We start from the raw sequence: 22907 nt of genomic DNA on the forward strand, positions 1-22907 counted from the left end.
GCAATAACAGCCAGAGCTAGCCAAAAACATATCCTTTTATTTCATCGGCATTGGCGAGCACTATCTGTTGGGCTTCGGCTTTAGGTTCAATTTTATGAGTGTCGATACCGTAGGCCTGCAGTACATACTTTACCAATGCAGCGCGAGTGGTGATCACCAACATGCCAGACTTCATACCATAATCATGCTCAATAACGGCTTGCTGTGCCTTTGTTAGCCGTGGATCTGGCGTGAATACAACATCTACCTCGGTATTCCAGTCAACGTCTTGCTCCACAGTGTTGTCGCTTGGAAGCAATACATCCGATTCAGCCCGAAAGCGGCTAAGCACAAAGTCTCGGTAGTCCTTGTTCTTTTCACAAAACGCCCGAACGTGCCATCTTAGCGGGGTATAAACAATGCTGTGGGGTGCAATGACGCGTGTTTCCACATCTGGCGAGCTAAGCGATACATAGTCAATTTCTACGCGCTTTTGTTCGCGAATGCCTTGCAGAATAGGGCGAAGCACTTGTGGTTCAATGGATCTTGAAACCGGTGTCAAAATTTCACTATGAGCAAAACCTAAGTCCAGCCCGTGGAAAGTCTGCCGTAAATCTTGGCTGCGGCTCATTACATGCAAGTACTCATCTGCCGAACCGGTTGTGAGTACCGGACTAAAGTGTTCGGCAGGTTTGTAGCCTTTTAGCGACGAGTCGTACTCAAGATTCCCTGGCGCAACATCTTCGCGGTAGTTGCGAATATCTTTCGAGGCCTGCTGGCGACCCATGCCAAAGCTATTCATTAAGTGATTGGTGGTTAACCGCCCTTCCCATAGCGCAACAATTTCTATCAACCGATACCGCGCTAGCAAGTCCCACTTCATAGGCCAGGTTTGCATAAAATTCCCAGTGTTCCTTTTGTTGTATTCGTTTGGATACCACAGTTGTACTTTTCAACAAAGTTACATTTCGAACATTGTTTAGCCGTTGACGAATCTTTGATCGGTATCAAGAAAACTAGTACCTGGAGGGATGATTTTAGGACATGCCGTTCTAGGCGACATGTTAATTTGTACAGGCTTGTATGCTGCGGTAAAAATGTGAAATAGTTAACATTGTAATGCTTTTTAAGAGCTCTAATAGGCAGAAGTTATATGAACTTCAGAAAACAAGGAAGCTTGATAAGCTGGATTGGCACAGCAGACCTTAATGCAATAGACAGTTCCAGTGAAGGTCAACCAGTAGGTCCTATAGCGGCAATGTTACAGGAGTATGATTTTGACAGAGTTTGTTTGCTGCACTCCTACTCTAAACCCGAAGACAAAGCTAGAGTTGATAGTTACCTAAGCTGGCTTCGCGAACGTGTAACTACCTCAGTTGATGATCATGATGCTGGGCTGACATCGCCCGTAGACTTTGGTGAGATTTACCTAATTGCAGATAAACACCTAAGCCAGCTGGCGAAGCTAAAGCAGTCAATATCAATACTTTTGAGCCCGGGTACGCCAGCGATGCAAGCCGTATGGATTTTGCTCGGTAAAACCAAGTACCCCTGTGAATACTATCAATCGTCGCCAGAACAGGGTTTGCAGAAAGTACAGATTCCTTTTTCGCTATCTGCTGAGTACGTGCCATCGCTTAAAAGGATGAGAAATAGTCAGCTGTCCAGGCTAATCGACACTTCCGCGCCAGTAAATGTCGCCTTTGACGATATCGTCACTCAAAACCCACACATGCTGAAGCTGAAGGCGCAAGCTCAAGTTCTCGCCGAAAGAGAACTTCCAGTACTCATTTATGGTGAGACAGGTACTGGTAAAGAGTTATTCGCTCGAGCAATTCATGCTGCAAGCTCTAGATCTAGCAAAGATTTTAAGGCAGTAAACTGTGGAGCGATTCCAAGTGAACTAATTGATGCTGAATTGTTTGGCTATAAAAAAGGGGCGTTTACTGGGGCTATTGCCGACAAGCCCGGCTATTTCGACCAAGCGGATGGTGGAACGCTCTTTTTAGATGAGTTTGGTGAACTAGAACCTAGTGCACAAGTCCGACTGCTTAGAGTGCTAAATGATGGTGAGTTTACGCCAGTAGGCAGTACCACTTCTAAAAAAACGGATGTTCGACTGATTACCGCAACACATCGGAATCTAATGGAAGATGTTGCCAATGGCAGATTTCGCGAAGATCTGTTTTACCGTGTCGCTGTGGGTGTCTTACATCTTCCTCCTCTAAGAGAAAGGCAGGGCGATTTACTGTTTTTGGTCGACAACATCATGCAAAGCCTGGCCGAGGAGGATGTGGCTTTTAAGAATAAAAAAATTTCCCCAAATGCAAAAAATCTTATCCTTTCTCATCCTTGGCGCGGCAATGTCCGTGAACTTAGATCAACTTTACTGCGCGCGTCGTTATGGGCTCACGAAAATTTGATTACCTCGTCTGATATTCAGCAAGCGCTCTTTCAAATGCCGGAAAAAGAAAACGCTCTACTACATAAAGATGTTGCGAACGGTATTGATTTGAAGGCAATGATCGGTGAGTTTGCGGCAAAGTACGTCAGAGGTGCAATGGTTGAAAGTGGTGGTAAAAAGGCCAAAGCCGCTGAAATGTTAGGGTTCAATAACTACCAAACGCTCAATAATTGGATGAAAAGATACAAGATTTCTGACTAAGAAAAAAACTTGGCACGCCTCTAGCTTATGTACTGTTAAGTGGCCTCGCTAGAAGCCAATTAGAAGAAAATTAATTATCAAGGAGAGTCATTATGTCTCAGTTGAAAAAATTCCAACACGAAACAGCCCGCCCGTTACCGATTATCATCCTTGCCGACACCAGTGGCAGCATGAGTGTAGATGGAAAGATCGAAGCGCTTAACTTGAGTTTGCAGGAGATGATCAAAAGCTTCGCCACGGAAAGCCGGGTTCGTGCAGAACTGCAAGTATCGGTCATAACATTTGGTGGTTTGCAAGCCGAAGAGGTTTTACCTTTAACGCCCGCTCACGCAATCGAAGCAATGAGTTCGTTCGATGCAGCAGGTCCAACCCCGATGGGCGGTGCCTTTCAGCTAGCCAATGCTCTAATTGAAGACAGTGAGCGCATCCCATACCCGCGCGCATACAAGCCAGTTGTTGTGCTCGTATCCGACGGCTATCCAACAGATGATTGGCAATCTGCATTCGAGCAGTTTAACCAGGGCAAGTACTCAGCCAAAGCGACACGCTTCGCAATGGCAATCGGTAATGACGCCGACGAAACCATGCTAAGCGAATTTGCCAATGACCCCGAAGCACCGCTTTTCCGCGGTCAAAATGCCCGCGATATTCATCGCTTCTTCCGTGCCGTTACCATGTCTGTCACGACTCGTAGTCGCTCTGCCACACCCAATCAATCGGTTGAACTGGTGGTCGATGAGGCTGACGACGTTGAGTGGGAATTTTAATGAGGCTACTTGCTTCCAGTGCAACAGTGATTGGGCCTGCTCACACGCAAGATGGACTACCCAATCAAGATGCGCACGTAGCAAAAGGATTCCGCGGCGGTTGTTTCGCCGCGGTTGCAGACGGGCTCGGCAGTCGGCCGCTAAGTCATTTGGGTTCTGCAGCGGCAGTTACTTTAGCCAGAGAGCTCTCGCCTCATAACTGCAAGCCAAGCCAGTTAAGCGAAGCGTGGAAGGCTAGTTTTGAAAATGAGTTCGACCTGTACGAGACCACATGTTTATGGGCTTGGGTGAACGACCAAGGCTATGGTTCTGTGCACCAAGCGGGCGATGGACTAGTGCTCGCCAGAACTGGTGGCAAATTTCAGGTGCTTTCGCCTGAAAACCAACTGTTTGGTAACCAAACAACAACGCTCGCACAGGCTACAAACGAGCTAGCTATGAACGCAGATATCAAGCTGACTAAGGCAGGTGACGGTCTGCTGCTAATGACAGATGGCATTTCGGATGACCTAGTGGCCGAGCACCTAGAAAGCTTCTTTGAGGTCATTTATCAATATCAAAAGAGCCGAAGCCGCCGCAGAATGAAACGCTGGCTAGCAAGCGAACTTGAGCAGTGGTCAACACCATTGCATGGCGATGACAAAAGCATCGCTTGCATACTTAGAATGGATTGAACGAATGAGCAAACAAGAAAAGCCAAGAAAGCGCATTGTCGAAGACACCAAGGGGACACGCTATGAGCTTGGTAATGAGCTAAGCAAAGGTGGGCAAGGCGTTGTTTTCCACACCAACTACCCTGGTGTACTGATCAAGGGCTTTACTAATAAGAACGAGAAAGCAGCACAGCGTTGGCGTAAGCAAATTGAATGGTTAACTCGCCAAGACTTCACCGAGCTAAAGATTGCCAAGCCTGTTGCTTTGCTAAAAGAACCGCGTAACGGCTATGTAATGGAGCTTATGGACGGCTTAATTCCCCTACAGAGCTTGTTAGAAAGCTTTGTCGAAGCCGAAGAAAATGCTGCCGAAGACTACATTCGCCAAGGCGGCTTACGACGCCGTATCCGTATTCTTTGCCAGTTAGCTAACACGCTAAACCAGCTACATGCACAAGGTATGCTTTACGGAGACTTGTCTCCATCTAACATCTTTGTTTCCGACGATCCAAATTTTGCCGAAACCTGGTTAATTGATTGCGACAACATCAGCCTAGAATCGCACAACGACCACGCTCTATATACCCAAGATTACGGCGCACCAGAGGTCGTCAAAGGTAAAGCATTATTGTCAAGCTTAACCGATGTCTGGAGCTTTGCAGTCATTGCCTATCAGCTGCTAACGCACAACCATCCGTTAAAAGGCGATATGGTGAACTATGGAGACCCAGAGGTTGAAGAGGCGGCAATGCGGGGCGAGCATCCCTGGATTAATGACTCTGAGGATATCGACAACGAGTGCATGCAAAACTTACCACCTCATGTAATTGAGCACTCTCGATTACCACAGCTATTTGCCCAATGTTTTGAGCAAGGCAAATCGCAACCACTAGAACGGCCAAGTATGGCGCAGTGGCTAGAGGCGCTTACCGAGTGCGATGAGCGCTTGGTACTGTGCGAAAGCTGCGGCGCACATAATCTGTTTGCTGAAAATTCAGATTCAGAATGCTTTTTTTGCGAGGCGAAGATTGACCCAAATTTAGTAGTTTTTGAAGAGTTTATTGTTCCCACTTCAGAAGACAATACGCCAATAGAAAGTAGTGATTGGATACCATCGGGAAGAAAAGTGGTTCTACAGCCTGGTGTTGAAAAAGAGCTTAAACGATTGCTGCCAAGTTATGCTTATAGCTATTGGCCAAGTGACCATCTAAAAATTGAGTTCTTGGATAAAGGCTTAAAAATCAATGCGACTGAAGATGACTGCGTTACCTTGCAACGCGGGTCAAAAACCAAGCTCCTATCAAAAGGGCAAGGTATTCCCTTGGCCAAGCGTGGGCAAGATGAAACACCGTTTTGGTTGCATATAGGTGAGCTCGCCACGCAACACATTGTTTGGCAGTTTAGGTGGTGAGCACTATGGACTTAAAAGATTTTCCTTTTTTTGATGAAACGGTTCTAACACTTAGTTCAAGCGATAACCTTGACCAACTTGTCGAAGGCCAGAAGGTAGCGATTCAGAAGTATGGTGATGACTGGCTACTTGTGCAAAATGACCAGCGCGTAAAAGTTAGGCCTACCGCAAATAATAGAGGCAATTTTGAATTGCTGGTGGAGCGCGACCAAACACAATGGTTATTAACTAAAGCAACAAAAGGCAAATTATTATTAAGATATTGCGCGCCAGTTGAGTTGCAGTTCTTAGACATCGAAGTGGGTATCGATGAGCTCATTATCGACGATTTGTATAGCAAGCAAGAAATTCCCACCCAAGATCCAATTAAAGCTAGCGCTTGGTTTGCAAAAACTTTCATCGTTGATGCCGCTAACAGCCAATGGCTGGTCGTGGCCAACCATGTTAACCACGCTAAAGCTGGCGCTTTTCAGTTGTTAGGTAACGGCTGGCGCGCCGATATAGAGGAAACGGACGACGCCAAGTTGCTGGTGAAACGACTCACTCGAAGAATCAAAAGAGACGGTGGTTTTGCACTAATCATAGGTACTTTCAGCTTTGTAGATGCTTCGGTAGCGCAAGCGCTACAAAGTGGCACTGAAAAAGCCATGCTCGACGCAGCGCTGCGCAGTAATCAAGGCTATCTAGATTTATGGAATCTTTATAACAGTAAAGAGTGGGATCAAGCTTTAGATCAAGCGAGTACTCTAAGAACACTAAGAATTACTGAAATCGAAGGTCGGCAAGAAGGGCGAACCAACTATTGGAAGCTAACACCTCGAACGCTCGATGACTTAAAAGAGTTTAAAGAGCGTTGGCAAGTGCTTGAACTAGAAAGTAACCAGCAATACGACCTTGGTACTAACCCGCCTGATTTTACTGAAGAGCTCGCAGTGACTGCTTTGCAAGCCGGCGAGCGACAGGTACCAAGAGGCACGATTAGATTTAGACCAGATCATGTTGAGTTTCGGCCAGCAAGCACAGGTCAGCACTCACAGCTCCGCCAGCAAGATGGTTGGTTGTACCTGTCTTTAGCAGGGCATAGAACAGCTGGTAAGCGTAGGCTCGCTGCCAAACAAACAATCGACTCGGGCAAGCGTTTAACACAGTTAAAATGGTTGCTAGAAGGTGTTGCTGTACCCCCAAGCCGGCGCAGAAAAATAAAAGCATTAACACCCTACGCAAAAGAAACGTTTAAAGGTGGCAAGCCCACGGCAAAACAAGAGAACGCCTTAGAAGTGGCACTCAATACCCCTGATCTTGCCATCATTATAGGGCCGCCAGGTACAGGCAAAACTCAAGTGATCGCTGCACTACAGCGTCGTTTAGCCGAAGAATCGCAGGAGCAGAGCTTATCAGGCCAGGTGCTTATTAGTAGCTTTCAGCATGATGCAGTGGATAACGCGCTTGATCGCAGCGACGTCATGGGTCTGCCAGGCACTCGCATTGGCGGCAAACGTGGTTCAGCAGATCAGACAGCATTACTGGAACCTTGGATTGCCCAACGAGTCGACTACTTAAATGACCAAGTCGCAGCCGAGTACGAAAAACACTCGGAACTTAAACTGATTAATAATCTTGCTGATCGTTTAGCAATGGTGCGCTTAGCTGGTTATCAACAGAATCGCCTAGCAGATGAACTCGAAAAGTGTCTAGAAGATATTAGAGCCTTGCTTAATAACGGCATCTCTGTGAATAGTGAGCTGGAGTTTGAACTAGAAGACTACATCAGCGAGCTGCGTAGTAAAGGTGGCGCACAAGCAGCAAGTATTGAGCAGGCTGATAAGCTAGTGAAAAAAATCCGTGCTATGCGCATTACGGCAGAATCATTTGCTGACGATGGCAGCGAGCGAGCATGGGATTTGTACAGTACGCTCAAGCGTACAAATCACAATGTTGAGCCTGGTCTATTAGCCGTATTGGAGGACCTAGCAGAATCTTCGTCAGATAATATTGAATCCTTTGATGGGCTTGCCCAGTTAAAGCACCAACTACTCGACAAGTTCTTACCCGACTATCGCCCGCCTGCACTAAAGCAAAAAATAGATGACCAAGGTTTGGCCTTAATCAGCAAGCTCGAAATCCAAGTCGAAAAACTGGTACAGAAAAGCAAGCAAGGTGCTGCATGGGTACTCGAACAGCTAGTTGCCAGTCTTAGCCAAGACCAAAGGGCGACCAAGTCAGTAATCGATGAGTATTCAATGGTTGTTGGCGCTACCTGTCAGCAAGCAGCTGGTAAACAAATGGCTAGCCTCAAAGAGATCGCCGGGTTTGACAGTACAGAAATCGAGTTTGAAACCGTTGTGGTCGACGAAGCCGCGCGGGCAAACCCGCTAGACTTATTTGTGCCTATGGCAATGGCTAAGCGCCGAATCATCTTAGTAGGCGATGACCGCCAGCTACCACACATGCTTGAACCTAGTATCGAAGAAGCACTACAACAAGAACTAAATTTAACCGATCAGCAGCAAGAAGCTTTTCGTTCAAGCTTGTTTGAGCGGCTAAGAATTAAGTTGCAAGAACTGCAGAAGCAAGACGGTGTTGATCGAGTGATCATGCTCGACACTCAATTTCGCATGCACCCCGTGTTAGGCGACTTTGTTAGTCAGCAGTTCTATGAATCAGAAGGGCTAGGCAAAGTTCATTCGGGCCGCTCAGCCGAAGACTTTGCTTTTAGCGAGAGTTTCTTAACCAACATAGCTGCTCAAAAAGGTAACTATGAGGATAAAGTTTGCCAGTGGATTGATGTAGCTGACGCCAATAATCCGGCTCGTCGAAATAACGGGAAAAGCCTTAGCCGAGAAGCCGAAGCAGATGTCATTGTAAATGAAGTCCAGCAGCTTTTAGCAGCGGGTGGCGAAGCCATGTCAGTCGGCGTGATTACCTTCTATGCCGCCCAGCGTGAACTCATTATGCAAAAACTCGCTGAGCGCAAAGTAAACAACACACCTTTGATGGTCAAAACCGATCAAGGCTATGAGCCGCATGATGATTTTAAATGGACCAAAAAGACCAATAAAGACGGCTCAATTACCCGCGAAGAGCGTTTGCGCGTTGGCTCAGTTGATGCCTTTCAGGGTAAAGAGTTTGATGTTGTATTGCTCTCGGTAGTGAGAACGTTCAATGCTAAAAAACCAGCGTCAGAGCCAGGTATTAGCGAAGAAGAAAAAGAAAAAAGGTTGCGCAGCCAATTTGGTTTTATGCGCTTAACCAACCGTATGAACGTGGCAATGAGTCGCCAGCGCCAAATGCTTATCTGTGTTGGCGATGCGCAGCTGGCGCAAGGCCAGGATGCACAAACGGCTGTGCCGTCTTTGGCCGCATTCTATCAACTTTGTAAAGGGGATCACGGTGCAATTCGTTCATACTAACTTATTCCTCAACTTCGCCCCATTCTCCTCTGGCAAAAGGCAAACCGTACTCTGGCCTGTGCGTGTTTATCGGGTGTTATATCCAGAGCCACGCCGCACAAGGCTAAACTTGTTCGAGCGAGCGATTTTAGGGTTGATACGTGCCAAACGTTGGCAAGTTACTGAACTGCAGACCCTAACCGGCCTGCATCCTGATCTAATCAAACTGATCATTGCCAATTGCATTAGCCGCAATTGGCTTGAGCATTCAGGTGAAAAATTGACCCACGAGGGTGCTAAAACATTAGACGACGAAGAAGTGGATAACCAAGATCTTAAAGCTGGATATTTATTTCAAGATGCCATCACGGGTCATTTTTGGCCAAGAATGAGCACCACGTTAAATGAAGTAGAGCCAATTAACCCGCATGCCAAACAGCTCAAATTTAGCCTTAGTCGCAAAGAGGGGAGCTCAATAACGCCCTATCTGCTTGAACCGGTGCAATCAGATTTACCTAGCTTAACACCAGAGCAGTTAAACCGAGCATACCGTGAATACCGACGAGACGTGAATGCCTACAAACAACTCGAAGGCAGTTATGGCAGTAACGACCTAACACTGCCAGGCGTGCAGCAGCTAGATGATTCACCTGAGCAAGCTTACATGTTGCTCGATATCACAGCAGACCACTATGGTGAGCAGCTTTTTATGGTGAAAGACCCATTCGAAATCCGCGAACATGCCTGGTGGTTAACAGAAGGGTTAAATGACTTGCTGGCTCGTGACAAGCAATTTTGTAAAAGGTTGGGAGGGTTAGTCGGCAGGGCTGATATGGCCGAGCAAACCGCTGCTGAATGGATTAAGAGCCTGCAAAACGAAACTGAGCTCGAGCTATTAACCAGCTACCCTTGGCTAGAAAAGCAAGCCAGCATAAGCCGCTACTTCGCCAGGCTAATTGAAAAAGAAAAGTCCGTTCAACAAGGCAATCAAAGCCCAGCAAACCTCGAAGCAGCGCTTAGCGAATGCCAAATGTTGCTCGAAGTGGTTATGCAATGGCTAATCAAAACGTATCCCATTGCCAAAAACGCAGTGCCACACCAAGAACGCCACAGCTTCAAGCTTAACCGAGAAATATTAAAAGGTCTGGGTATTCCTGCTGCAACTGACAGCGTAATCGCAACGCTTGCTGGCCAAAGATTAAGTCAGGTTGCAAGAGCGGCGCAAAGCCCAAAAGCGTCGCTTAAAGCTTTGTTATTCGCGGCAGCGTTAGGTGTATTCGAGCACACGGGTCATCCATTACTGCATTTAAGCGCAGAGCAACTAGCGCTCGAGGAGCTGTTAAAGCTTGCCAATTTGCGTAACCAAACCAGTCACGCACAGAGTGAGTTTAACGCGGCTCAGCTCCAGCAGGTCACCGCTGACTTGGTACTCGGCTACATCAATTATTGTAAAAAATTTACTGAACAATTTAAGGATTGGTTCTAATGGGCAAAAGAAAAACAACGCCAAAGCCAACATCACCGGCCACTCAACTGACAGGACTCGCGAGTACACTAGGTGCTTCATTCGAGAACGCCTCAAAGTTTTATAATGCGAGCAGTGCCGCATTCACTATTGATTTTGAAGATCAATGGCTTAAAACAGTTCTGGGTTCATTGGAGAAACATGACGAAGCGCCGAAAATTAAATCTTGGCTAAACCGCTTTTCAGATGTCTGCAAAGAGCTCAATAAATACCAAGAAGCTCTAAATAAGGAACATGAAGAGCGCTGGAATCTAGTAAATGAAATGGGTGCCAACAACGAAGAGTTAGGTCAGCTACACGAAGAAAAAGCTCAGCAACTAAAAGCACTTGAAGATGAGTTGACAGAAAAGCAGAACGAGCTTGAAACTGAAGAAGCCGAGCTGGCTAGCTTAAAAGCGGAGCTGACTAGAAGAGAGAAAGAAGTTAAGAAGAAAGAGCTAGACGCAAAAGTTGGATTTACAATCGAAAACGAAAATGCCTTAAAACAGCTCGAAGCAAAACAAAAAGAGCTAGTTGCCCAGCACGAAAATGATCTAAAGGAGTTGCGCGAGGAGCAACATCGTCTCGACAAAGCAATCAGAGAGGCAAAACGAGAACTAGAAACCGTTCAACACGAGTATACAAAGGCAGAAGTAGATCGACTTGAAGCGCTCGATATTCGAGAAAGCAAACTAAAAGCTGAAGAAGCTCTTGTTGCCCGTGATAAAAATCGCGTGGGTCGCGAGTGGCGAGAAATCAAAGCCGAAAGAGATGATCTCGAAAATGTAATCGCCGAAAAAATGGAGCTTGAGCGCCAGGCGCATGAAAAACAAGTAGAGCGCCAAAAACAAAGACTAGCCGAAGTCTTTGAGAGGCTAAATACAACAAAAGAACAGTTTGCCGACCTGGCAGCATTGCAACAAGAGTTAGGTGATAAAGCACCTAACGAGCTGCTTGATGAGCTTGAAACACTAAAAGCGCAAAATTTTGAACTAAGAAGAGAGCTTGACCAGTCTGATTCCGAAGGACTGCGCGAAGAAAAAGACTACCTAAGCAAGCGAGTGAATGACCTAGAAAACGACCTCGCAACGCTAAGGCCAGAACTCGACGCTGCCCGTCGTGAACTAAGTACTAAAAGACTTTCAGCTACTGACCTGGAAACCGTAGAGTGTGAAAGGAAGGTTCTCGAGCACCACAAAAATGTTCTAAAGGTTCATATCGACGACCTCGAAAGCCGAGTTACACAGCTTACCGACGCCCAAAAAGCCAAAACGGCTTTCCCAGCCATGGCAAAAATGGATCAAGACAAGGCGTATACGGCGCCAATTGAACTTGAGCATGTACCCGAATTAAATGCCTTCGCTGGCGAGCTGCAGCACCGCATTGCCCAGGCCGAAAAGCATGTTGAGCTATTTTACCCACTCGAAGACATTCAGGTGCTACTGGGTGGTTTGGCCATGAGCCAGCTGCATGTATTCCAGGGTATTAGTGGTACAGGTAAAACCAGTTTGGCCAAAGCCTTCGCCAAAGCCATGGGTGGTTTCTGCCAAGATATTTCGGTACAAGCAGGCTGGCGTGACCGCGATGATTTACTAGGTCACTTCAATGCTTTCGAGCGCAAGTTCTACGAAAAAGACTGCCTGCAAGCCTTGTACAAAGCTCAAACAACTCGCTGGCAAGACTCTTGCAACGTCATCTTGTTAGATGAAATGAACCTATCGCGCCCAGAGCAGTACTTTGCCGAGTTCCTGTCTGCATTAGAAAAGAACAACCCTAGCGAGCGACTAATTAGCCTGGCCGAAACCGAACTGCCTGGTGCGCCACAGTATCTGCGCGATGGCCGCCAAATTTTGGTGCCAAATAACGTTTGGTTTATCGGCACCGCTAACCACGATGAAACCACTAATGAGCTGGCCGATAAAACCTATGACCGCTCACATGTGATGACATTGCCGAAACAAGACGCGAGTTTTGACATTACACAGTTAGAGCCTAAAAAGTATTCTTTCGAATCACTGATGAAAGCATTCGATAAAGCCTGTAAAGACCATTCCAAAGAGGTAAAAGAATTATTGGCTGAGTTAACGCGCAACGATTTCACTGCGAGCTTAGAAAAAGACTTTGGCCTGGGTTGGGGTAACCGTTTTGAAAAGCAAGCGCTGCGCTTTATTCCCGTGATGATGGCCACAGGCGCAACCAAGGGGCAAGCGCTTGATCACCTACTAGCAACTCGCGTTATGCGCCAAGGCAAGGTGACTAGCCGTTTTGATGTAAACAAAGACGCGCTAGAAAGCCTACAGTTAGCGCTCGATAGTTTCTGGCAATCTGCCAAGCTCAACAATCAGCCAACCAAATCACTAGAACTACTAGAAAAAGACATCTTGCGCAAAGAAGGTGGCTTTTAATGTGGCAAGATCGGCTATCCGGTAGCAATGTAAAAGTGCTCCCTCCCGAGCTTGAAGCTGGGCGCTACTTAGAGCAGAAAGATGACTCAACAGCAGGCGAAAGCCTGCTAGTTGATGCCGCTGGCGCACCCATACTAATAAATGACGAGCGCAAAACGTTCGTAAAACCAGCGGCAGAAGTGCTTCAACGAGCCGAATTATTTGAACGCATTCTTACCACCATCGAAAGCACCTACGATGAGCAATCTACTGAACTACCATCGCCTTTAATGCCGGCAGGCGTGGTGACAGACGACTGTGATTTAAATACCTTTGAACACACATTGCTTAGCGTGCTGGAGGCGGGGCATTTGCACCAAATTTCTGCCCGACCAAGACTCGATCTGCGCTACAGTGAGCAAATTACCGACGTTGCTAGGGCAAAAAAACTGGCCAAAAATGCTCTGGTGCATCTAGCATCGCACTCGGAATGTTGGCAACGGCAAACCTTATCTGGTGTTGTACCAAAGCGCGTCAGTGCCCGTTTTAGTGAGGATGATTATCAAATATACGAAAACATCGTGTTCGCCCGGCTGATAGACAAGCTCGACAACTATCTAAGCAAACGCATCGCTCTGTTACACGAATTGAAATCAGCGGTGAACGAAGCACTCGAATTCTATAACGCGACCGATGTTCACCATCGCTTATCGCAAGCAATCTGCAAGCTTTGGGGCCAAGCATTTAGCGAAGAAGAAACCAATAAAGCCTCAGAAAAGTTGACCAATACCCTAGCGCAGCTAGTGCAGGCACAATCGACCGTGCGCGGGCTAAAGCAAAAAGGCCTTTATGGTTTAGTGAGTCGTCATTTGCAAGTGACAGATAGCCTGCACCTAACCAATATTCTTACCCACGATCAGCACTACCGCCACTTAACCATTTTGTGGAACGAACTAAGGGCTGTAATCGGTGGTAAAAAACTCACCGCCGAAGAACGACGAGCGCAAACCCTAGCCAAACACAAAGCCTATTCGCGCTATGCTGGTTTGGTGTTAAAACACGCGCTATACCCATACTTGAAGGGTGAATTGGTAGCAAACTGGGCCGGTAACACTCTAACGCTTGAGCAGCACGACCTCGACTGGCAATTAGTGATAGAAAGCCCAGGCAAAAAGGCGGTTCTATTGCATATAACGCCTTGGCTGGGTTTTGTTGCCAAACCAGATATTAAGCAAACCACGAGTACAGCCCAGCACATCATTGCTTGGCCAAACCTAAACAAAGAAGATCAACCAGCAAGCGACCAGCCATACTCTGGCAATTGGCTACAGCTATCGCCGTTCGATCTATATGGAGTAGAACGATTTGGCTACCTAGTAGACAAAGTATTGCTCAATGTATTGATGCAAAACTACAGCCAGCCGATCTGCAAAATACCAAGTAAAGTGGAAGTGCAGGCTAAGCAGATAGGTCAGTTAAAGGTATTGCCTAACCATCAGCTATCTGTGCTGGAATGGCTGCCCAAAGCAGAGGTTCAAGCTTTGAAACAAGCGCTAGTTCGTGACAACGCCCGTAAACAATCCGAGGAGCTTGTTAAAAGAAACAACGAGCTGGCAGCATTGAATCAATGCCCCGTTTGCCAGGCAACAGCTGCGATTACGAGCCAGCAAGCAAGCGGTTTTCGCAGTACATGTCGAACTTGTGATACCTCCAGGTATTTACGAAGCGAAAACGGGCATAAGGTGTATCAGCAAACGGCCAATCAGTTGGATCGCTTCTCACAGGTAGGTCGGCGAAGCATGCAGTTCATCGTAGCCTAAAGCGAAAACCAACATAAAAAAACAAGGAAAAACAATGACAATTATTGTGCAAAATAGCCAAGGAGAAGCCTCATTAAAAGGCTTGCAGTTGCAATGGAGTAATCACCTAGACTTGGTTAAACAGCTGCTAACGCATTGTGATGAATGTTTGATTGTGTCGCCTTTTTTGGCGCAAGACAGCCAGGTACTACTTTCAGAACTAGAGCTGACAGGCAAGCGGTTCGAGTTAATCTCTACGTGCCCAAAAGCAGGTAGTGAGCAGTTCACCAAACCACAAGCGCTAATGAACTTTGGTCAATATATTGAATCGCAAACCGGTCACTGGCCAGTAATTGGGTTAGATCAAAAACTGCACGCTAAAATCTACATTTTTAGCAAAGCAGGCTCAGATTTTTGCGGCATCGTCACATCTGCAAACTTCACCATGAATGGCCTTAAGCACAATCACGAAACGGGTGTGCTAATCACCGATGAGCATGCTCTGCAACGACTAAAAGAAAGCGCTCGTAACGGCCAAGACTTTGTAAACCTTGCTCAGTGGCAGCTAGACAAGCTGGTGCTAGTCGCAGACATGCAAGAAAAAGCGAACAGCCACGATGAAGTTGGTGATATAGGGCTGCACAATATGCTCAATAACCATTGCACGCCGAGCGAAGGTAATCGCTCAGTTAAAATAAACGCAGCAGCTAAGTACTTTATAAAGGTGTCAGGCTACAAAGAAGAACCAATTTTGCCCGCCGACCAGCGAGTAATTGATGAGCCGCATGCAATGCTAACGTTTGCCAAAGCGCCAAAGAATATTCGCCAAGGCGATTGCCTGCTAGAAGTTGCCGTTGGCGGGCAATGCTTCCTCAGCTACTATGCTTGCGCATCAGCGGTCGCAGAGTTTACCGAAGAAGAGCAACGCACCGATAGCCACAAAAAGCGCTGGCCGCATTACATGTATGCCAACAATCTTTCTCTGCAATACGGTAAACAATGGTTCAAAAATCCACTTTTTTACAACGACGTGATCGAAAGTTTTAAAGCAGCAAACCCTGGCGAAGCAGTAACAGCAAGCGGTGGGTTTGATATCAAAGGCACCATTCAATTCGGTAGCTCATACTTCGAAGTAACCAAAGCATTCGCTGAGTTTGTTATTGAGCAAATCAATCATCAGTTTTCTAATGAAGAATCAGATGTTCTTGTTCAGACTTAATCGGCCAGCCGATACCAGGTACTACCTCGCTTCTTTTAAACCTTGCTGTTAACATTCAGCCATAGTTTCAACACTCTTTTACAAAAGGTCTGCACATGAAAATCGAATCGTTAACGCTGACTAACTTTAGGCGCTTCGAGCACCTAACGGTCGATTTTCATGACCAACTTACCGTTATTGTGGCAAAAAACGGCCAAGGTAAAACAACATTACTAGACGCTATTTCAATTGCCCTTGGCCCTTTTGTCGGCGCTTTTGATTTGGGCAAAAACAAAGGAATGGAAAGAACAGATCCACGTTTTCAAAGACGAAAAGAGCTGTCTGATAACGAACAAATCTTTCCCGCTCTAATTACGGCTGAGTTTGATGGTTTCAACGGCAGTGTATATCGGGAAATGAATAGCCCCAAAGGCAAAACCACAACAAAAAATGCTAAGTTATTGTCCAACTATGGCGCAAAGTTGATGGAACAGGTTCGTGCGCTTGAAGATGTAACACTTCCTGTTGTGGCGTACTACGGCTCAGGCCGACTTTGGAATGCTCACAAGAATGCTAAACGCAAAGCGGTATTAAGTGAGAGTAGAACAATGGGCTACGAAGACTGTGTTACGGCGGCTTCTAGCTTTACCCAAGTTCAGCAATGGATGAGCAAAGCCGAATATGCCGCTACCCAGCAAGAGCGCGATTCAAGCTATTCTGGTTACACATTGCGAGAGCAAATTGACGGTATACAAAATACAGTTAACGCCGTGTTAGCTAGTGAAGGTTGGTACAAATTTCACTACAGCATAACCCATGAAGAGCTAGCGATGTCGCACGACGATGCCGGCATCTTACCGGTGTCGATGCTTAGTGACGGCGTACGAGCCATGGTAGCCCTAGTTGCCGATTTAGCCTGGCGCTGCGCCAAGCTAAATCCACACCTACACGAAAATGCTAGCCAGCAAACCAATGGTATTGTACTGATCGACGAAGTGGATATGCACCTACACCCAGCGTGGCAGCAAAAGGTTATTCAAGCACTGCAGCAGGCCTTTCCAAAAGTGCAATTTATCTTAACCACGCATAGCCCACAGGTGCTCTCGACGGTTAAAAAAGAGTCGGTTCGAGTTCTGTCTTCAGACCTTGCTGGTAACTCAATTGCCTCAACGCCGGTCTCAAAAACTTATGCGCACCCAAGCAATGAAGTCATGCAAGCGGTAATGGGTACTAACCCAGTACCAAATATCAATGGCATAGAACTGCTACGCAGCTTTTTGGTTGAGGTAGAGTTGTGTACCGACAATAGCCAGCTACCAGAGTTAAAAAGCCGTTTAGAAGACTTAACTCAAGACTTTGGCAATCATGACTGGTTAACCAAAGCTAAGCGTGTATTGGCTCGCAAAGAGGCATTGGCCAATGCACAAAATAGTTAAGCGCGACTGCAACCGGCCCGAACTGCGCACCGCCCAGCAGAGCCCTCCAGAAGACAGCTCAGAAGCGGCTTCACGCTGGAGGCGCATGCGCAAAGACCTCCTAAGCAAGTTCCTTTGGCAAGAGCAGCGTGGTTTATGCGCCTATTCCGAAATTCAGCTAAAAATTGAAGGCGGTTTAGATGAGCGGCCAACCAGCCTAGCAGTTGGCTATCACATTGATCATGTGCAGCCAAAAAGTGCGTACCCAAGTAGAACCTTTGATGAGTACAATTTGGTGTTGAGCGCTTTTGCGCAAACCGACCTAGCTCGTTTTCCCAAAGATGCCATATTTGGTGGTGACCCCAAAGACAACCATTATGATGAACACCGATTTATTTCACCGCTGCAAGATAACTGTCGTGGCTATTTTCTGTTTTTACCCAATGGTGAAATGACACCGCATCCATCGAAAAGCATAACCGATCAGCAAAACGCCCAATATACGATTGATCTGCTTAACCTAAACGCAGAGCCACTAAAACTTGAACGAGAAAAGTGGTACGACGAGATTGAACAAGCATTCGATGTACACATCGAAAATGGCGATTGCCTGACTAGTTTAATGGGCTGTGACCTAGTGCCAAGGGGCGGCCAGCTCAGTCCGTTTTTTAGCTTAACCAGTCAAATATACGGTGACTTGGCGCATACCTTTGTAACCGAAGTTGAAACTACCAGCGCCTAAAACCCGCCTTAAAAAGCGACCTATACAAACATACAGTATCGTAAAGGTCGCTTAACCCTGCCAATATCAAGGCTATCAGCCATTCGCAACAGCGAAAAAGCAATGAAAACAGCATCATAGTCATGCGCGCAAAAGTGTGATTTGGTAGACTTTTTGTTTTCGATGCCTAGGGTGAACAGGTTGGAGACTAAGGTGTTAGAAGCATTTGGATTTAAATACGGCAAAAGTGGGGCGCATTCGGCGCGCAGCATGATGATTGCCGAGCTCACCGAGCTACTAACCTTGCACCCGCAAGGTGCTGCCTTGAGCACCTTTAAAGACGACATCATCGACTTTAATGTGCTGCACAAAAACACCGCCAACAGTCGCAAACTGACCTACCGCCACCTAACCGACCTATACGGCCTAGACGACAGCATTTGTTTGTATCGCAACTTTTTAGCCCTATGGCAAAACACCAGCGAGCAAAGCCGGCCCCTGTTAGCCCTGCAACTCGCTTTTTGCCGCGATGCACTACTGCGAATTGCCATACCAATGCTGCAAGCCGTAAAACCTGGTGAGCCATATAGCAAACAGCACACCATGGACTTATTAGAGCAACATAACCCTGGTGGTTATAGCCCAGCCTCGTTGAGCTCGTTTGCCCAAAACATCAATGGCAGCCTAACCCAAGCTGGTTATTTGCAAGGGCGAACAAAAAAAACACGCAGCCAGCCGCATGTTAGCGCCACCAATGTGGCATTTGCCTTATTTATTGCCCACCTGCACGGCGAAGATGGCAACATTGGCCTAAATAGCCAATGGCTCAAACTACTAGGCATTAATCGCGACGAACTCATCGCGCTTGCCCATAACGCCCATAGCCGCGGTTTAATCAAGTTTTCACATGCCAGTGAAGTGATGGAAATACGCTTCCCAAATTGGCTAACCGAATCAGAAAAGGAAACCCTAAATGGCCGACCGCATCAGTAATCTGCTAAAAGAATACGAAAGCCATATTAGCCTCTCTTGGCCTGCCGTTGCGTCGGGCGAAGAGCGCTCAATTTTTGCCATTTATAAACCCGAAGACGAACTCAAACTACGCGCCAGACTCGAAGCCTTTGAGCAAGCCACCACGGCCCATGGCCACCAATGGCAACTGCTCAACATTACCCATGCCTTCGAAGCCTGGTTAGCTGGGCAAGAATACGCCGAAGCCTATTTTGAAAACCCAGAATACCTAGAAGCCAATTACGAGTTTTTTGCCGAAGACCTCGTCAGCCAACTGCGCCAAAACATTCAGGCGCAAAGCGAAACCGCCAATACTGTCGTTGCATTATTAGGCTGCGGCACACTTTTTGGCATCAGCTCGGTGTCAGACCTGGTTCGCCAACTCGCCGACACAATTGAAGGACGTTTGTTAGTGTTTTTTCCGGGCGAAAAAGATGGCAATACCTACCGCCTGCTCGACGCAAAAAACGGCTGGGGCTACTTGGCAACCGCATTAAAAGGATAAAAATAAGGATCGCTCATGTTAAACAAAGACATCTACCATAACGACCCAACCACCCACCTATTAAAAAACCAAGGGGTGGCCAAAGTAAGTGATAGCCGCGACGCGGAATCGCTCGCCACATTAGAATATGAGCTAAAAACCTTCGTTTGCGATGGCAAATACCAAGCAGGCATCGAGGACATTTTAAGCCAGTTTATCAACTGCTTTAACGGCCGCGACGAGCAACCAGGCGTATGGATTTCGGGCTTTTTTGGCTCGGGTAAATCACACCTAGCCAAAATGATGGCCGCACTGTGGACCAACGATAGTATTGGCAATCAAAACGCCCGCACGCTAGCCAACTTACCAAACAGCACGCTAGAACTATTTAACCAACTAGACAGTATTGCTCTGCAAACACCTGGTAAACACCATGCATCGGGCACCATCGGCAGCGCTGGCACCAAAAACGTGCGCTTGTCGGTTTTAGCCGTATTATTCCGCTCGCTGGGTTTACCCGAGCAATATCACCTAGTGCGCTTTTGTGTTTGGCTCAAGCAGCAAGGCTTGTTAAACACCATTCAACAAGAGCTAGGCGAAGAGCAGTGGCAAAAAGCACTGCGCAACCTCTATGTTGCGATCGACCTACACAAAGTACTTTTAAAACACATGCCAGACCTAGCCGAGAGTGTACCGGCAGTTGGTAAACTGCTTGCCAGTCAGTACCCTAAAATCACCTCAGACATCAGCGATGACGACCTGCAGCAAACCTTCTTTGATGTTCTCGAAGATAACGGCGAAGTGCCGCTCACGCTAATCGTGCTAGACGAAGTACAGCAGTTTATTGGCAACGAAGTAGACCGCGCCCACGACATTCAACACGTTGTCGAAAAACTCTGTTCGGCACCCAAGCTAAAATCGCGAGTAATCTTTGTCGCTACCGGCCAAAGTGCACTAAGCAGCAACGAAAACCTACAGCGCCTATTAGGCCGCTTTCAGCTAAAAGTACAGCTAGAAGACACCGACGTTGATTCGGTAATTCGTAAAGTGATTCTGCAAAAAAAAGAATCGGCCCGCTCGGCCATCGAAACCGAAATAAAAGGCCACCTAGGTGAACTTGCGCGTCACATGCATGGCACCGTGATTGAGCACAATGCGGCCGACGAAGAGCACATGGTTGCCGACTACCCGTTGCTACCCGTGCGCCGCCGTTTTTGGGACAAAGTTCTGCACGCACTGGATGCCACCGGCACAGTGTCGCAACTACGTACACAGCTACGTATTGTACACGACGCCTGTAAAACCACCGCCCATAAGCCGCTAGGCCACGTATTACCCGCCGACTTTATTTACGACCAGCTAAAAACTCAGCTGGTACAAGCGCAGGTGATTTCCAAAGACATTCACGAAACTATTTCGCGCAAAGCCGATGGCAACGAGCAAGAACAGCAAGAAGCTCGCGTGCTGGCGCTCGTGCTGCTCATTGGCAAACTGCCAACCGACGTTGACCACGGCATTGCTGCCACGGCCGACTACCTAGCCGACCTAATGATTGAAGACCTAGCCGGCGAAAAAAACAGCATGCGCCGCGACGTGCCTGAACTGCTCGATTCATTGGCCAAGCAAGGTCTACTAATGTCGATACAAAATGCCCAAGGCCAGCTTGAATACCGCTTACAAACTGCCGAAAGCCAGCAGTGGTACGACCAATACATCAACGAGCGCAACCAGTTAACCGGCAACCCTGGCCGCATTGAAAACCTGCGCCTCGATATGCTGCAGCAATATGTCCGCCGACTCATTGGCAATACGCGCCTGACCCAGGGCGACAGCATGGTGCCACGGCCACTGCATGCTTGTTTTGAATCGTCACTGCCGGCCGATGCCAAAGAAAAACTCTATGTGCATGTGTTAAACGATTCAGAAAAGAACTTCTTAACCGAAGCGCGCAGAGCGACCAGCGACCAGGCCACCATTTATTTATATGTGCCAAACCTGCACCAAAGTGACTTATTCGACGCCATGGTCGAACATAAGGCTGCCGAGCTAACACTCGAAAGCCGTGGCACACCCAAAACCGAAGCGGGGCGCGATGCCAAAGCCGCCACCCAGCTACGTGTTAGCCATGCCAACGGGCGCATCGACAGCATCACCAAAGAAATCTTCGCCGCCATTCAAGTTAAAATGGCCGGTGGCAGCGAGGTCGATGGCGACACGCCAGCCGAACAGTTAACCAGCGCTGGTCGCAAAGCCATTGAACGCCTTTACCCAGAGTTTAAAAAAGCCGACGACAGCAAATGGGGCCAGGTATACAATGCCGCCCGCCGCGCCGGTGGCGAAAACGCCATTCAGCTGCTTGGCGCTAGTAACGAAAGCAGCACAGATAACAGCTCAGGCAATAACCACCCGGTGACGGATGCCGTCAGCCGCTTTATGGGTGTTGGCAAAACTGGCAAAGAAGTACAGCAGCACTTTGGTAATGCGCCTTTTGGTTGGCCAACCGATGCCATAGACGGCGCCCTAATGGCCATGCTGGCCAACGGCCAGCTTAATGCCACGCTTAACGGTCAAATGACCGATGCCAAAACCCTAGAGCGCCGCGACATTGCCAAAGCCACCTTTAAGCCAGAAAAAGTGCAGCTAACAACAATGCAGCTGCTGCGCATTAAAGGTACTTTGCAAGCGCTTGGTGTGCAGGTGCAGCCCGGTGAAGAAGCCAGTAAAGCCCACAGCGCTATAGACATGGGCCTTGCCCTTGCGCGCCAAGCCGGTGGCGATGCACCACTGCCAGCCAGCCCTGTGCCAGATTACCTAGAAGACATCTCGATGTACGCGGGGAACGAACTGCTACTAGAGATTTTTGCCAACGCCGACAAAATTAAAACCGACGTTGCCGACTGGCAAGCCAAGGCCGAGCTGATTGGCCAGCGCAAAAAAGACTGGGCCGAGCTGCAAAACCTATTGCCACTGTGTCGCGATATGGGCTTTTTTGCCGAGCTGCAACAAGAGCAACAAGCCATTATGGCCAATCGCAGCTTGCTGGCCTCGCCAAACCCTGTAACACCGTTGATTACCAAGGCCATTAGCTCACTGCGCGATGCCATTGTGCACCACCAAACAGAATACCAGATGGAATACGACAAATGTTTGGCCGAGCTAGAAGGCGACCAACAATGGCAAAAGCTAAAACCAGCCGAGCAAACCGAGGTATTGCAAGCCAACCACATTAGCGCCATGCCACCGCTCGACTTAACCAGCAATGGCCATGTGCTCGAGAGCCTAGACCAATGCAGCCTAAGCCAATGGCGCGACCGGACCGCCTCGCTGGCGTCTAAGTTTGAGCGTGCCCGCGCCGAAGCCGTGCGCCGCCTAGAGCCGCGTATGCAAGTGGTACACGCACCACGCAAACTAATTAAAACCGACGAAGAGCTTAGCCAATGGCTGGCCGAAGCCGAAGCCAACATTCGCGAAAAACTGGCCTCTGGTCCGGTTTCGGTTTCTTAGTGGTCTGCCTAAAAGGCGCCCAG

General features: G+C 47.8%; 15 protein-coding genes. 14 read left to right on the forward strand and 1 reads right to left on the reverse strand.

Annotation, left to right across the window (positions count from 1 at the left end; genetic code table 11):
- Positions 1–16: 16 nt before the first annotated feature.
- Entirely contained in the window at positions 17–877 is an 861-nt protein-coding gene (locus DUW71_RS09645; protein WP_119395046.1) for a helix-turn-helix transcriptional regulator, read from the reverse strand.
- 255 nt (positions 878–1132) lie between these two features.
- Here DUW71_RS09645 and DUW71_RS09650 point away from each other — a divergent pair, with 255 nt between their 5' ends.
- The 14 genes from DUW71_RS09650 to brxC all read left to right on the forward strand — a co-directional run bounded on the left by DUW71_RS09650 (position 1133) and on the right by brxC (position 22884).
- Positions 1133–2644, forward strand: a complete 1512-nt coding sequence (locus tag DUW71_RS09650) for a sigma-54 interaction domain-containing protein (protein WP_119395047.1) — start codon at positions 1133–1135, stop codon at positions 2642–2644.
- 92 nt (positions 2645–2736) lie between these two features.
- A complete protein-coding gene (locus DUW71_RS09655) occupies positions 2737–3411 on the forward strand; it encodes a vWA domain-containing protein (protein WP_119395048.1) in 675 nt (224 codons plus the stop codon).
- Complete coding sequence (locus DUW71_RS09660; RefSeq protein WP_119395049.1) at positions 3411–4085, forward strand: PP2C family serine/threonine-protein phosphatase; 675 nt, start codon at positions 3411–3413, stop codon at positions 4083–4085. The genes DUW71_RS09655 and DUW71_RS09660 overlap by 1 nt, the downstream gene beginning before the upstream one ends.
- A 4-nt stretch (positions 4086–4089) precedes the next feature.
- Positions 4090–5475, forward strand: coding sequence for a protein kinase domain-containing protein (locus DUW71_RS09665; protein ID WP_119395050.1), 1386 nt, complete (start codon positions 4090–4092; stop codon positions 5473–5475).
- A gap of 5 nt (positions 5476–5480) precedes the next feature.
- Complete coding sequence (locus DUW71_RS09670; protein ID WP_119395051.1) at positions 5481–8885, forward strand: DEAD/DEAH box helicase; 3405 nt, start codon at positions 5481–5483, stop codon at positions 8883–8885.
- A complete protein-coding gene (locus DUW71_RS09675; RefSeq protein WP_119395052.1) occupies positions 8866–10350 on the forward strand; it encodes a hypothetical protein in 1485 nt (494 codons plus the stop codon). Before DUW71_RS09670 ends, DUW71_RS09675 begins: the two co-directional genes overlap by 20 nt.
- Entirely contained in the window at positions 10350–12773 is a 2424-nt protein-coding gene (locus DUW71_RS09680) for an AAA family ATPase (RefSeq protein ID WP_199671194.1), read from the forward strand. The genes DUW71_RS09675 and DUW71_RS09680 overlap by 1 nt, the downstream gene beginning before the upstream one ends.
- A complete protein-coding gene (locus tag DUW71_RS09685) occupies positions 12773–14572 on the forward strand; it encodes a hypothetical protein (RefSeq protein ID WP_119395053.1) in 1800 nt (599 codons plus the stop codon). The genes DUW71_RS09680 and DUW71_RS09685 overlap by 1 nt, the downstream gene beginning before the upstream one ends.
- Before the next feature lie 34 nt (positions 14573–14606).
- Positions 14607–15770, forward strand: coding sequence for a restriction endonuclease PLD domain-containing protein (locus DUW71_RS09690; RefSeq protein WP_119395054.1), 1164 nt, complete (start codon positions 14607–14609; stop codon positions 15768–15770).
- Between the two features lie 95 nt (positions 15771–15865).
- Positions 15866–17185, forward strand: coding sequence for an AAA family ATPase (locus DUW71_RS17815; protein ID WP_119395055.1), 1320 nt, complete (start codon positions 15866–15868; stop codon positions 17183–17185).
- On the forward strand, positions 17169–17906 hold the full coding sequence (locus DUW71_RS09700; RefSeq protein ID WP_119395056.1) for a retron system putative HNH endonuclease: 738 nt from the start codon (positions 17169–17171) through the stop codon (positions 17904–17906). Before DUW71_RS17815 ends, DUW71_RS09700 begins: the two co-directional genes overlap by 17 nt.
- Positions 17907–18098: 192 nt before the next feature.
- A complete protein-coding gene (locus DUW71_RS09705; RefSeq protein WP_199671195.1) occupies positions 18099–18878 on the forward strand; it encodes a hypothetical protein in 780 nt (259 codons plus the stop codon).
- The gene (locus tag DUW71_RS09710; RefSeq protein ID WP_119395058.1) at positions 18859–19401 is read left to right on the forward strand and encodes a BREX protein BrxB domain-containing protein; all 543 of its coding nucleotides are present in this window, start codon (positions 18859–18861) and stop codon (positions 19399–19401) included. The genes DUW71_RS09705 and DUW71_RS09710 overlap by 20 nt, the downstream gene beginning before the upstream one ends.
- Before the next feature lie 15 nt (positions 19402–19416).
- On the forward strand, positions 19417–22884 hold the full coding sequence (brxC, locus tag DUW71_RS09715) for a BREX system P-loop protein BrxC (protein ID WP_119395059.1): 3468 nt from the start codon (positions 19417–19419) through the stop codon (positions 22882–22884).
- Positions 22885–22907: the final 23 nt, after the last annotated feature.

It is taken from the genome of Salinibius halmophilus (assembly GCF_003577475.1).
Classification (GTDB): Bacteria; Pseudomonadota; Gammaproteobacteria; order Pseudomonadales; family Natronospirillaceae; genus Salinibius; species Salinibius halmophilus.